This is a genomic window from Cupriavidus pinatubonensis (assembly GCF_019602855.1).
Lineage (GTDB): Bacteria > Pseudomonadota > Gammaproteobacteria > Burkholderiales > Burkholderiaceae > Cupriavidus > Cupriavidus pinatubonensis.
In genome coordinates, this window is sequence record NZ_CP080767.1 from 2013767 (window position 1) to 2027525 (window position 13759).

9 protein-coding genes are annotated in these 13759 nt (G+C 65.1%); 7 read left to right on the plus strand and 2 right to left on the minus strand.

Annotation, left to right across the window (positions count from 1 at the left end; all coding sequences use genetic code 11):
- The first annotated feature begins 12 nt into the window (after positions 1-12).
- The 5 genes from prpC to K2O51_RS21825 all read left to right on the plus strand — a co-directional run bounded on the left by prpC (position 13) and on the right by K2O51_RS21825 (position 7038).
- Positions 13-1167 carry a bifunctional 2-methylcitrate synthase/citrate synthase gene (gene prpC, locus K2O51_RS21805; protein WP_011297972.1) on the plus strand — a complete coding sequence of 385 codons (1155 nt, stop codon included), beginning with the start codon at positions 13-15 and terminating at the stop codon, positions 1165-1167.
- A gap of 112 nt (positions 1168-1279) precedes the next feature.
- Positions 1280-3892 carry a Fe/S-dependent 2-methylisocitrate dehydratase AcnD gene (gene acnD / locus K2O51_RS21810; RefSeq protein ID WP_011297973.1) on the plus strand — a complete coding sequence of 871 codons (2613 nt, stop codon included), beginning with the start codon at positions 1280-1282 and terminating at the stop codon, positions 3890-3892.
- 69 nt (positions 3893-3961) lie between these two features.
- Positions 3962-5155: a 2-methylaconitate cis-trans isomerase PrpF gene (prpF, locus tag K2O51_RS21815; RefSeq protein ID WP_011297974.1), complete on the plus strand. Its 1194-nt coding sequence runs from the start codon at positions 3962-3964 to the stop codon at positions 5153-5155.
- A 308-nt stretch (positions 5156-5463) separates the two neighbouring features.
- Positions 5464-6588, plus strand: a complete 1125-nt coding sequence (locus tag K2O51_RS21820) for an asparaginase (protein WP_011297975.1) — start codon at positions 5464-5466, stop codon at positions 6586-6588.
- Between the two features lie 231 nt (positions 6589-6819).
- The gene (locus K2O51_RS21825) at positions 6820-7038 is read left to right on the plus strand and encodes a hypothetical protein (RefSeq protein ID WP_011297976.1); all 219 of its coding nucleotides are present in this window, start codon (positions 6820-6822) and stop codon (positions 7036-7038) included.
- Between the two features lie 11 nt (positions 7039-7049).
- On the opposite strand, the gene K2O51_RS21830 is transcribed toward K2O51_RS21825, so the two are convergent.
- Together K2O51_RS21830 and K2O51_RS21835 are read right to left on the minus strand one after the other, a co-directional pair.
- Positions 7050-8453, minus strand: coding sequence for a heavy metal sensor histidine kinase (locus tag K2O51_RS21830; protein WP_140949529.1), 1404 nt, complete (start codon positions 8451-8453; stop codon positions 7050-7052).
- The gene (locus K2O51_RS21835) at positions 8450-9124 is read right to left on the minus strand and encodes a heavy metal response regulator transcription factor (protein WP_011297978.1); all 675 of its coding nucleotides are present in this window, start codon (positions 9122-9124) and stop codon (positions 8450-8452) included. The genes K2O51_RS21830 and K2O51_RS21835 overlap by 4 nt, the downstream gene beginning before the upstream one ends.
- Positions 9125-9323: 199 nt before the next feature.
- On the opposite strand from K2O51_RS21835, the gene K2O51_RS21840 reads away from it, so the two are divergent.
- Positions 9324-12542, plus strand: a complete 3219-nt coding sequence (locus K2O51_RS21840) for an efflux RND transporter permease subunit (protein ID WP_011297979.1) — start codon at positions 9324-9326, stop codon at positions 12540-12542.
- Positions 12539-13756: an efflux RND transporter periplasmic adaptor subunit gene (locus K2O51_RS21845; protein WP_220630711.1), complete on the plus strand. Its 1218-nt coding sequence runs from the start codon at positions 12539-12541 to the stop codon at positions 13754-13756. The genes K2O51_RS21840 and K2O51_RS21845 overlap by 4 nt, the downstream gene beginning before the upstream one ends.
- Positions 13757-13759: the final 3 nt, after the last annotated feature.

The following is a 13759-nucleotide window of genomic DNA, read 5'->3' on the forward strand; positions in this document are numbered from 1 at the left end:
AAGGAGACCCAGATGTCCGAAGCACAAGCGATCGCCACCCCGAAGCCCAAGAAGTCCGTTGCCCTGTCGGGCGTGACCGCCGGTAATACCGCGCTGTGTACCGTCGGCCGTACCGGCAACGACCTGCACTACCGCGGCTATGACATCCTGGACGTGGCAGACGCCTGCGAATTCGAAGAAATCGCCCACCTGCTGGTCCATGGCAAGCTGCCGAACAAGGCCGAACTGGCCGCCTACAAGACCAAGCTGAAGTCGCTGCGCGGCCTGCCCGCCAACGTCAAGGCTGCGCTGGAATGCGTGCCCGCCTCGGCTCACCCGATGGACGTGATGCGCACTGGCGTGTCGGTGCTGGGCACCGTGCTGCCCGAGAAGGACGACCACAACACCCCGGGCGCGCGTGACATCGCCGACCAGCTGATGGCCAGCCTGGGTTCGATGCTGCTGTACTGGTACCACTACAGCCACAATGGCCGCCGCATCGAAGTGGAAACCGACGACGACACCATCGGCGCCCACTTCCTGCACCTGCTGCACGGCAAGAAGCCGTCCGCGCTGTGGGAGCGCGCCATGCACACTTCGCTGATCCTGTACGCGGAGCACGAGTTCAATGCCTCGACCTTCACCGGCCGCGTGATCGCCGGCACGGGCTCTGACATGCACTCGGCCATCTGCGGCGCGATCGGCGCGCTGCGCGGCCCCAAGCACGGCGGCGCCAATGAAGTGGCCTTCGAGATCCAGAAGCGCTACGACACCCCGGACGAAGCGCAGGCCGACATCACCCGCCGCGTGGAAAACAAGGAAGTCGTGATCGGCTTCGGCCACCCGGTGTACACCGTGGCGGACCCGCGCAACCAGGTCATCAAGGAAACCGCGCGCAACCTGTCGAAGGACGCCGGCTCGATGAAGATGTTCGACATCGCCGAGCGCCTGGAAACGGTGATGTGGGACATCAAGAAGATGTTCCCGAACCTGGACTGGTTCAGCGCCGTGAGCTACCACATGATGGGCGTGCCGACCGCAATGTTCACGCCGCTGTTCGTGATCGCTCGCACTTCTGGCTGGGCTGCGCATATCATCGAGCAGCGCATCGACAACAAGATCATCCGCCCGAGCGCCAACTACACTGGTCCGGAGAACCTGACGTTCGTGCCGATCGAAAAGCGCTGATCTGAACAAGCGCCCTGCGGCAAACGTGCTTCGTTCCCGCGAAAGCGGGACGAAGCACGATACCGGACCAGGGTATTCCTTGGCTCCTGCATTACCCAGAATTCCCCACGCCATGAACACTGCACACCGCAAACCACTGCCGGGCACCAAGCTGGATTTCTTTGACGCGCGCGAAGCCGTCGAGGCAATCCAGCCGGGTGCCTATGACAAGCTGCCCTACACGTCGCGCGTGCTGGCCGAGAATCTCGTGCGCCGCTGCGACCCGGCCACGCTGACCGATTCGCTCAAGCAGCTGATCGAGCGCAAGCGCGAACTGGATTTCCCGTGGTTCCCCGCGCGCGTGGTATGCCATGACATCCTTGGCCAGACCGCGCTGGTGGACCTGGCCGGCCTGCGCGACGCCATCGCCGACCAGGGCGGCGACCCCGCCAAGGTCAACCCGGTGGTGCCGGTGCAACTGATCGTCGACCACTCGCTGGCCGTCGAATGTGGCGGTTTCGACCCGGATGCGTTCGCCAAGAACCGCGCCATCGAGGATCGCCGCAATGAGGACCGCTTCGACTTCATCAACTGGACCAAGAAGGCCTTCCAGAACGTCGACGTGATCCCGCCGGGCAACGGCATCATGCACCAGATCAACCTGGAGAAGATGTCGCCCGTGATCCACGCGGACAAGGGCGTGGCCTACCCCGACACCTGCGTGGGCACCGACAGCCACACGCCGCACGTCGACGCGCTGGGCGTGATCGCCATCGGCGTGGGCGGCCTGGAAGCCGAGAACGTCATGCTGGGCCGCGCCTCGTGGATGCGCCTGCCTGACATCGTCGGCGTCGAGCTGACCGGCAAGCGCCAGCCTGGCATCACCGCCACCGACATCGTGCTGGCACTGACCGAATTCCTGCGCAAGGAAAAAGTCGTCGGCGCATACCTGGAATTCCGCGGCGAAGGTGCCTCGAGCCTGACGCTCGGGGACCGCGCCACGATCTCGAACATGGCACCGGAGTACGGCGCTACGGCCGCGATGTTCTTCATCGACAACCAGACGCTGGACTACCTGCGCCTGACCGGCCGCGAAGACGAGCAGGTCAAGCTGGTCGAGACGTATGCGAAGACCGCCGGCCTGTGGGCCGACACGCTGAACAACGCCGAGTACGAGCGCGTGCTGAAGTTCGACCTGTCGAGCGTCGTCCGCAACATGGCCGGCCCGTCGAACCCTCACAAGCGCCTGCCGACTTCGGCACTGGCCGAGCGCGGCATCGCCGTGGACCTCGACAAGGCCAAGGCGCAGGAAGCCGAAGGTCTGATGCCCGATGGCGCCGTGATCATCGCCGCCATCACCAGCTGCACCAACACCAGCAACCCGCGCAACGTGATTGCCGCCGCGCTGCTCGCGCGCAATGCCAATGCGCGTGGCCTGACCCGCAAGCCGTGGGTCAAGTCATCGCTCGCGCCGGGATCGAAGGCGGTCGAGCTGTACCTGGAAGAGTCGAAGCTGCTGCCGGACCTGGAAGCACTGGGCTTTGGCATCGTCGCGTTCGCCTGCACGACCTGCAACGGCATGTCGGGCGCGCTGGATCCGAAGATCCAGCAGGAAATCATCGACCGCGACCTGTACGCGACGGCTGTGCTGTCGGGCAACCGCAATTTCGACGGCCGCATTCACCCGTACGCCAAGCAAGCCTTCCTGGCTTCGCCGCCGCTGGTGGTGGCCTACGCCATCGCCGGCACGATGCGCTTCGACATCGAGCGCGACGTGCTGGGCACCGACAAGGAAGGCAAGCCGGTGTACCTGAAGGACATCTGGCCGACCGACGAAGAGATCGACGCGATCGTCGCCAAGTCGGTGAAGCCCGAGCAGTTCCGCAAGGTCTACGAGCCGATGTTCGCGATCACCGCGCAAAGCGGCGAGCCCATCAGCCCGCTGTACGACTGGCGCGCGCAGAGCACGTACATCCGCCGCCCGCCGTACTGGGAAGGCGCGCTGGCCGGCGAACGCACGCTGAAGGGCCTGCGTCCGCTGGCAGTGCTCGGCGACAACATCACCACCGACCACCTGTCGCCGTCGAACGCGATCCTCGCCAACAGCGCCGCGGGTGAGTACCTGGCTAAGATGGGCCTGCCGGAGGAGGACTTCAACTCTTACGCAACCCACCGCGGCGACCACCTGACCGCGCAACGCGCAACGTTCGCCAACCCGACGCTGATCAACGAAATGGCCGTGGTCGACGGCCAGGTCAAGAAGGGTTCGCTGGCACGCGTCGAGCCCGAAGGCAAGGTCGTGCGCATGTGGGAAGCCATCGAGACCTACATGGACCGCAAGCAGCCGCTGATCATCGTGGCGGGTGCCGACTACGGCCAGGGCTCGTCGCGTGACTGGGCGGCCAAGGGCGTGCGTCTGGCGGGCGTGGAAGTGATCGTGGCCGAAGGCTTCGAGCGCATCCACCGCACCAACCTGATCGGCATGGGCGTACTGCCGCTTGAGTTCAAGCCGGGCGTGAACCGCCTGACGCTGGGCCTCGACGGCACCGAAACCTACGACGTGACGGGCGAGCGCCAGCCGCGTGCGGACCTCACGCTGGTGATCCACCGCCGCAATGGCGAGCGCATCGAAGTGCCTGTGACGTGCCGCCTGGACAGCGACGAGGAAGTGTCGATCTACGAAGCCGGCGGCGTGCTGCAGCGCTTCGCGCAGGACTTCCTTGAATCCGCGAAAGCGGCTGCTTAAGGTAGCGAGATAAGCGGGCGGTGCGGCAACGTACCGCCCGCTGCAGTTTTGACCAGGACAAAGACTTCCATGGCCCACGTACCCCAGATCAAGATTCCCGCCACCTACATTCGCGGTGGCACCAGCAAGGGCGTGTTCTTCCGCCTGCAGGACCTGCCCGAGACGGCGCAGGTTCCCGGCAAGGCACGCGACGCGCTGCTGATGCGCGTGATTGGCAGCCCTGACCCGTACGGCAAGCAGATCGACGGCATGGGGGCTGCGACGTCGAGCACCAGCAAGACGGTGATCGTGTCGAAGAGCAGCCGCCCGGACCACGACGTCGACTACCTGTTCGGCCAGGTCTCGATCGACCAGCCGTTCGTCGACTGGAGCGGCAACTGCGGCAACCTGTCCGCCGCAGTCGGCCCGTTCGCGATCAGCGGCGGCCTCGTCGATGCGTCGCGCGTGCCGCAGAATGGCACGGCCGTCGTGCGCATCTGGCAGGCGAACATCGGCAAGACCATCATCGCCCACGTGCCCATCACCAACGGTGAAGTGCAGGAAACCGGCGATTTCGAACTCGACGGCGTGACCTTCCCCGCCGCTGAAGTCCAGCTCGAATTCATGGACCCGGCTGCCGACGAAGAAGGCGACGGCGGCGGTGCGATGTTCCCGACGGGCAATCTCGTCGATGATCTCGAAGTGCCTGGCGTGGGCACATTCAAGGCGACCATGATCAACGCCGGCATTCCGACGATCTTCGTCAACGCGGAAGCCATCGGCTACACCGGCACCGAACTGCAGGAAGCCATCAACGGCGATCCGAAGGCGCTGGCGATGTTCGAGACGATCCGTGCCTACGGCGCCGTGCGCATGGGCCTGATCAAGAGCGTCGATGAGGCCGCCAAGCGCCAGCACACGCCGAAGGTCGCCTTCGTCGCGAAGCCGAAGGACTATGTCGCTTCCAGCGGCAAGCCGGTCGGCGCCGGCGACGTGGACCTCCTCGTGCGTGCGCTGTCGATGGGCAAGCTGCACCACGCGATGATGGGCACGGCCGCCGTGGCGATTGGCACCGCTGCAGCCATCCCGGGTACGCTGGTCAACCTGGCGGCCGGTGGCGGCGAACGCAATGCGGTGCGCTTTGGCCATCCGTCGGGCACGCTGCGCGTGGGTGCGGAAGCGAGCCAGTCCAACGGCGACTGGACCGTCACCAAGGCCATCATGAGCCGCAGCGCACGCGTGCTGATGGAAGGCTGGGTGCGCGTGCCGGGCGACGCGTTCTGATTGGAAAGCGCCGGGGCCCCTCCCGGCGCGCTCCTGACCTTGCCGCCGGTGGCAATACTTCCGCCGGCCATCCGGACCGCCGCAATGCATATGCGGATTTCTATGTGATTTGAGTTATCAACTCGCCGGGGTCATGCCGAATCGGCATAACCCTCGTATCCCCTCTCGCGCGGCAATTTCTCCTGCCTTATAGTTCGACCCGCTGCCGACCATGGCCCGAAACCCGGGCCTCCTCGCAGCCACCAATCGAACATAAACGGCGGCGTCCGGCCCAAAAGGCACGCAAGCCGTTTGCACCGAGGAGAATCATGAAACGTTTCGCCCGCACCACGACTCTGGCCGCCGCCCTGCTCGCCGCCAGCCTGATCACCGGTACTGCCCACGCTCAGCTTGCCCCGGCCGCTCCGTCATCGGGAACGCCCGCCGGGACCCAGGCGGAAGCCCGCAAGGCCAATATCGTCATCATCGGCACGGGCGGCACCATTGCCGGCGCCGGCGCATCGGCGACCAACACGGCGGCCTACCAGTCCGCGGTGGTGCCGGTCGACAAGATCATTGCCTCGGTGCCAGAGATCTCGAAGGTCGCGAACGTCAAGGGCGAGCAGATTTTCCAGATCGGTTCGGAGAGCTTCAACAACGAGCGCCTGCTGAAACTGGGCAAGCGTGTTTCGGAACTGCTCAAGCAGCCCGACGTTGATGGCATTGTCATCACGCATGGCACCGACACCATCGAGGAAACGGCCTACTTCCTGAACCTGACGCTCAAGAGCGACAAGCCCGTAGTGGTGGTTGGCTCGATGCGTCCCGGTACGGCGCTCGGTGCCGATGGCGCGCTGAACCTGTATGACGCCGTGCTGGTTGCTTCCAATCCCGCGTCCCGCGGCAAGGGCACGCTGGCGGTGCTGAACGACGAAATCCACACCGGCCGCGATGTGACCAAGAGCAATACCTTCAAGACCGAAACCTTCCGCTCGCCGTTCGGCCCGCTCGGCTACGTCGTGGAAGGCCGCACACTGTTCTACCGGCTGCCGGCTCGCCCGCACACCACGCAGACCGAGTTCGACATCGACAAGATCGACAAGCTTCCTGAAGTCGCGGTGGTCTATGCCTATGGCAACGTGAACCCCGGCAGCGTCGACGCTGCTGTGAAGAACGGCGCCAAGGCGATCATCTATGCCGCCACCGGCAACGGCAGCGTCGGCGACTACATGGTCGAGCCGTTGAAGGCGGCGCGCGCTAAGGGCGTGCAGATCGTGCGTGCCTCGCGCACCGGCAGCGGTGTGGTGATCCGCAACGCCGAGCAACCGGACGACAAGTACGACTGGATCGTCACCGACGACCAGCTTCCGCAGAAGGCGCGCATCCTGATGGCGCTGGCGCTGACCAAGACCAACGACAGCAAGCAGCTGCAGCAGGTCATGTGGAAGTACTGAGCCTTCGGGGCTCTCCCTCTTTGTGCTGGTAGTAAGTTGAGCGCGCCGGATTCCGGCGCGCTTTTTTGTTTGAGGCGGAACCTGTCGGTTAATTGCGTTAATCACACGCAAGTCGCCGCGCGTTAATGACAAATTTGTCATCAGCCTGCCGGTCAATGGTTGGTATCCCCCTCCTAGACTCGTTTCCACGGCAAGACAATCGCTTGCCGGGAAACTGTCAGGAGAAACACCATGAAGCCATCCCATCGATTCATCGTTGCCGCCGTGCTTGCCACGGCGCTGGGTTCCGCCGCGCAGTTCGCTTCGGCGGTATCCGATCCTTCCGCCACGGCGTTCGAATCGGGCAACGCCGATCAAGTGCACCGTCAACGCGATCCTTTCACCGATGGCGCCAACAACAATGCGCGCGATCCTTACCTGGATGGCGCGCACCAATCGTCGGAAGGCTAAAAAAAAGCAGCTCAGGGAGATGCCGGGCGTTCAGGAAAGACCAGTCGGAAGATGGTCATTTCGCCCGGCGTCGATTCGGCCTGCACGGAGCCATGGTGAAGTTCCATGATGGTCTTCACGATGGCCAGTCCGATGCCTGAAGACTCAAGCGAATTGGCGCGCGCCGGATCGCCGCGGAAAAAGCGGTCGAATAGCTTAGGCAGATGCTCGGCCGCAATCCCCGGCCCCGGATTGCTGACTTCGATTCTGGCCTCGCCCTCAAGCTGGCGAGCCGACAATCCGATCTGTGCCCCTGGCGGGGAATAACGCACTGCATTCGAGATCAGGTTGCCAATGGCTCGACGCAGCAGGAAAGCATCAGCAAAGACCATCCCGCGTGCGTCGACGGATATGGTTATCTGCCTCGAATCCGCGAGCAACTCAAAGTAGTCGGCCTGCCGGTCCAGTTCCACGGCCAGGTCCAGGTCAGCATAGTTGAGAGCTACCCGTGCGTTGTCCGCTCGCGCCAGGAACAGCATGTTTTCGATCATGCGGGCCAGACGCTCATACTCCTCGATGTTCGACGCCAGCAACGCCTGGTATTCGTCTGCAGAGCGGTCGCTCGCGAGCGCCACCTGTGTTTGCCCGAGCAGGTTGCCAATCGGCGTTCGAAAGTCGTGTGCAAGATCGGCAGAGAACTGTGACAGCCGCTCGTACCGTTCACGTAGCCGTTCGATCATGTGCTGGAGCGCCTGCGCCAGCTCGTTCAGCTCGGCTGGAAGCTCCGACGGATCGACAGGCAAGGCACCGCTTGAGAAAGTGACCGTCTTCGTCCCGGCTGCGATCCGCCTGAGTGGGGCCATACCGGCATGTAGTGCGGCATAGCCAAGCAAGCCGGCACCCAGCGCGCCCAGGCATGCTGCGATCATGACTTTCCATCGATAGGTGCGCAGCAGCGCCAGGCGCGAGGCGGCAACCTGATAAAGCACCACCTGCGGCTGCCCAGATCCTGCCCCGGCCGGAGCCAGCATGAGTACACCGCGCACCGGGTAGCCATGGCTTGTGCTCCATGACTGAATCGCATTGCCGTCAATCGGCACGCCCGCTGCAAGGCTAGCCACCTCGGGAATGGTTCCCGCATCGGCGCCAGCCGCCAAAAGCACGGTCCCGTCAGGCGATCGCACCCGCAGGCCGTATTCGTCATTGCCGGATACCACCCTGCCCAGTTCGCGCAATGGCTCCGCCGCGCTGCCGTCGCGTTCGGCCAGTTCGGCACGCGCGCGAGTCGCCTTGCGCAGCAGCTCCGCGTCATCGCGTTCGATAATCTGCGTGGCGAGCGCCTGGTACAGGTACATGCCGACGCCGGCAAAGGCACAGCCTGCGATCAGCGCAAATGACAGCGCGAGACGCGTGGTCAGTGAGCGTGCCTGTGTCACGATGGCCGTATTTCGAGGACGTAGCCGATGCCGCGTACGCTGTGGATCAGCTTGGGCGCGAAGTGGTCGTCCATCTTTGCGCGCAGGCGGCGGATGGCCACGTCCACCACATTGGTATCGCTGTCGAAGTTCATGTCCCACACCTGGGAGGCAATGTGCGTGCGGCTGAGCACCTCCCCATGCCGCCTGGCCAGGAAATGCAGCAGGGCGAATTCGCGCGGAGTCAGGTCGATGCGCTGGCCAGCCCGGGTGACGCGATGGCGGATCACGTCGATCTCCAGGTCGCCGATTTCGATACGGTCGGCCTCGCGCACCGGTCCGCGCCGCAGCAGCGTGCGTACCCGCGCGAGCAGTTCGACAAAGGCAAACGGTTTGGCAAGATAGTCGTCGCCGCCGAGCTCCAGGCCGCGGACACGGTCTTCCACTTCGTCCCTGGCCGTCAGGAACAGGACCGGCGTGTCCTTGCGCTCGCGCAGCTGCCTGAGCACGTCCCACCCGCTCATGCCCGGCAGCATGACATCCAGGATGATCAGGTCGTATTCGTGTTCCGTGGCCTGGTGCAGGCCATCTCCGCCCGTCACCGCGACATCGACCACAAAGGATGACTCGGTCAGGCCTTTGCGCAGGTATTCGCCCGTCTTGGGCTCGTCTTCCACAACAAGAATCTTCATGGTCTTTCCGTTCCAGGCCCCGTGCGCTTACCGCGCATGCCTGCTTTCTGCAATCCGATGATAGCGGCGCTGCTTGCCGCTCAGGATGACAAGACTGTAATCGTTCTGTTGGCGTCCGGCGCACCCCTGCCTTCCTAGAATCCGGTCGACATGCCAGGCCGTCGCATTCGGCTGGCCAGGCAGCCTTCTGGGGGATGAAATGTGGATTGTCAGGCTCGCCCTGAGCCGGCCTTATACCTTTGTAGTGCTGGCCATTTGCCTGCTGCTGGCCGGCCCGCTGGTGATTCTGCGCACGCCTACCGACATTTTTCCGTCGATCGATATCCCGGTGGTCAGCGTGGTATGGACCTACAACGGCCTCTCCGCCGAAGACATGGCGCAGCGGATGGTGACGGTATATGAGCGCTCGCTGACCAACAGCGTCGACGACATTGAACATATCGAATCGCAGACGCTGCCCGGTGTGGCGGTCATCAAGGTCTTCTTCCATCCCGGCGCCGATATCAATCGCGCGATTGCCCAGGCCTCGTCGGGCGCACAGTCGATGCTCAAGAGCTTGCCGCCGGGCACCACACCGCCGCTGATCCTGAGCTACAGCGCCTCGACGGTGCCCATCCTGCGGCTCGCGCTGGGCAGCGACAGCCTGCCAGAGCAGGACCTTTACGATCTCGGCAACAGCTTTATCCGCACGCAGCTCGCTACCGTGCAGGGCGCATCGATCCCCTTGCCTTACGGCGGCAAGGTCAGGCAGGTGATGGTGGATCTCGACACGCGTGCGCTGCAGGCGCGCGGCCTGTCGCCGCTGGACGTGGTCAACGCTATCAATGCCCAGAACCTGATCTTGCCGGGCGGCACGGCCAAGATCGGCGCGCTCGAGTACCGCGTCGACCTGAACGGCAGCACGCAGACCGTCGCGGCGCTGAACGACCTGCCGGTCCGAAGCGACCGCGATGGCACCATCTACGTGCGGGACGTGGCCCATGTGCGCGATGGCTATGCGCCGCAGACCAATCTGGTGCGCCGCGACGGCAAGCGTGCCGCGCTGCTGGAGATCGAGAAAAGCGGCAACGCCTCGACCTTGTCGATCATTGCCCAGATCAAGGCCTTGCTGCCGAAGGTCACTGCAGGGCTGCCGAAATCACTGCAGGTGCAGCCGATCTCCGACCAGTCCGTGTTCGTGCAATCGGCCATTGACGGAGTCCTGCACGAGGCGCTCATTGCCGCCTGCCTGACAGCCCTGATGATCCTGCTGTTCCTGGGCAGCTGGCGCTCCACGCTGATCATTGCGGTCACGATTCCGCTGTCGGTGCTGGCGGCCCTGATCGCGCTGTCGGCGCTGGGCCAGACGCTGAACATCATGACGCTCGGCGGGCTGGCGCTCGCCGTGGGCGTGCTGGTGGACGACGCCACCGTGGCGATCGAGAACGTGACGCACCATCGCGAAATGGGCAAGCCCCTGGAACAGGCGATCCTGGACGGATCGGCGCAGATCGCGCTGCCTACGCTGGTCTCCACGCTGTGCATCTGCATCGTGTTCCTGCCGATGTTCATGCTGAGCGGCGTGGCGCGCTACCTGTTCGTGCCGATGGCCGAAGCCGTGGTGTTCGCGATGATGGCCTCCTACTTCCTGTCGCGCACGCTGATTCCGACGCTTGCCCACTACCTGTTGCGCAGCGAAGCCACCAAAGGGAACGGCGCCGCCACCGCTGGCCGCGTGCGGCGGTTCTTTGCAGGCCTGCACCACCGCTTCGACCTGGCATTCGAGGCGTTGCGCGCGCGTTACAGCCGTCTGCTCGGCACCGCGCTCGCTCACCCGAGGCGTGCCGTGCTCGTGTTCGCGCTGGGTTGCGCCGGCTCCATGGCCCTGGTGCCTTTTCTTGGCCAGGACTTCTTCCCCAGCGTGGACAGCGGCGAAATCCGCCTGCACATGCGTGCGCGGACCGGCACGCGCATCGAGGAAACCGCACGCATTGCCGATGAGGTGGAGACGGCCATCCGTAACGAGGTCGGCCCGGCACGCGTGTCCGGCATCGTCGACAACATCGGCCTGCCGGTCAGCGGCATCAACCTGACCTACGATTCCGCGCTGCCGATCGGCACCGCCGATGCGGAGATCCTGGTGTCGCTGAAGCCCGGCAGCGGTGGCACGGCGGATGTGGTCGACAGGCTCGGCGCCCTGCTTCCGAAGGCGTTTCCCGGCGTGAGCTTCTCGTTCCTGCCGTCGGACATGGTCAGCCAGATCCTGAACTTCGGACTGCCCGCGCCGATCGACGTGCAGATCGTCGGCAATGACCTGAACGGCAACCGCGTGGTCGCGCAGCGGCTGTTCGGGAAGCTCGCGGCGGTGCCTGGCCTGTCGGACCTGCATATCCAGCAGCCGGCCGACCAGCCGGCACTCACGGTGAATGTAGACCGCACGCGCGCACTGCAAGCGGGGCTGTCGCAACGGGAAGTCGCGCAGAACCTGCTGATCTCGCTTTCCGGCAGCAGCCAGACCTCGCCGAACTTCTGGCTCAATCCGAAGAACGGGGTGAGCTATCCGTTGACGGTGTCGGTGCCCCAATATGCGATGGGGTCGCTGCAGACGCTGTCGAATATCCCGCTCGGGCTCGGCGCCGCCACGGCAAGGCTTGGCGGTGCCGGCGAACTGGGACTCTTCAGCAGCGTGACCCGCACCAGCCAGCAAGGCGTGGTGTCGCACTACAACGTGCAGCCCGTGCTGGATATCTTCGGGGCTGTGCGGGGCCGGGACCTGGGCGCCGTGGCGGCCGACATCGACCGCATTGTCGCCAGCGTGCGCAAGGACCTGCCGCCCGGATCCGACCTGGTGGTGCGCGGGCAGGTCCAGACCATGCGGACCTCGTTTTCCGGACTGGTAGGAGGCCTTGCCGCGGCCATCGTGCTGGTCTACCTGCTGATGGTGGTCAACTTCCAGTCCTGGCTCGACCCGCTGGCGATTCTGGGCGGATTGCCGGCCGCGCTGTCCGGCATCGCATGGATGCTGTTTGTCACGCGCACCACGGTCAGCGTGCCTGCCCTCACCGGCGCCATCATGTGCGTGGGCATCGCCACGGCAAACAGCATCCTGGTGGTCAGCCGGGCGCGCGAACTGCTTGCCCAGGGGAAAACACCATTCCGGGCGGCGTTCGATGCCGGCGCCGGCCGCTTCCGCCCGGTGGTCATGACCGCGCTGGCCATGCTGTTCGGCATGGTGCCGATGGCACTTGGCGCCGGCGGCGCGGGGGCCCAGAACGCGCCGCTCGGGCGCGCCGTGATCGGCGGCCTGGCTTGCGGCACGGTCGCCACGCTGGTGCTGGTCCCGGTCTTCTTCGCGATGCTCCACACCTGGCTCGGCACGCGGTCCGCTGCAACGCCCGCGCATTCGGCACTTGGCTCTGATGAAAAAGGTCTGGTATGACACTGCCCACACTGCGGGAAACCGCTGACAATGCACCGCCTGAAACTGCCTGCCCGCCACCTGCCGAGCGCGGGAGGGGGCGCCTCATTCTGGCTGCCGCGGCCGTCCTCGCCTGTGCGCTGGCCGCCGGGATCGTCCCCAGGCTGCACGCGCACGCTGCACTGGCCCAGCGCACCGCGCAGGCGATGGTGCCGGCCGTCAGGATCGTGCGCCCCGGGCATGCGGCGGCGATGCGCGAAATCGTCCTGCCCGGAGATGTGCGGGCCTATCAGGATGCAGCGGTCTATGCGCGCGTCAACGGCTATTTGCGACGCTGGTATGCGGACCTCGGTACGCCGGTGAAGAAGGGCCAGTTGCTGGCCGAGATCGACGCGCCGGAAGTGGCTGACCAGTTGCGCCAGGCACGCGCCGACGAAGCGACCGCCGCCGCCAACTACGCGCTGGCGCGGAGCACTGCGGACCGCTGGAAGGACCTGCAGGCGTCCAACTCCGTCGCGCAGCAAGAGACCGACCAGAAGATCGCCGACATGCAGGCCAAGGCTGCCGTACTGGCATCGGCGCGCTCGAATACGTCGCGCCTCGCGCAACTTGCGTCCTACACGGAGATTCGCGCGCCATTCGACGGGGTGATTACCGCCAGGAATGTCGATACCGGTGCCTTGGTCGATGCCGGCAGCGCCCCCGGCCAGGGCCGTGAACTGTTCCACATCTCGGCGGGCGGCACGCTGCGGGTCTACATACAGCTTCCCCAGGACGCCAGTGCGATGGTGGGCCCGGACATGCAGGCATGGCTGACGCTGCCGCAATCGCCAGGCGAGCGGTTTGCCGCCACGGTGACGCGCAATGCCGGTGCCTTCGATGCCGCCACGCGCAGCCTGCGGGTCGAACTCGAGGTCGACAGCCACGGCGGCCGCATCCTGCCGGGCGCCTATGCGGAGGTGCACCTGAGCACGAATGCGGACACTGCTGGCTTCGACCTGCCGGCCAGCACGCTGGCGTTCCGCCCCGCAGGTCCGAGCGTCGCCGTGGTCGGCAAGGATGGGCGCGTGGAACTTCGCAACATCACGCTTGGCCGTGACTTCGGTACCCACGTGGAAGTGCTGGGCGGGCTGCAAGGCACGGAGCAGGTCATCGTCAACCCGGGTGACGGCCTGATGGCTGGCACCCCGGTACGTGTCGTTGCCGACCAGGCCGGTGCGGCCCGGTCGTCCTGATCG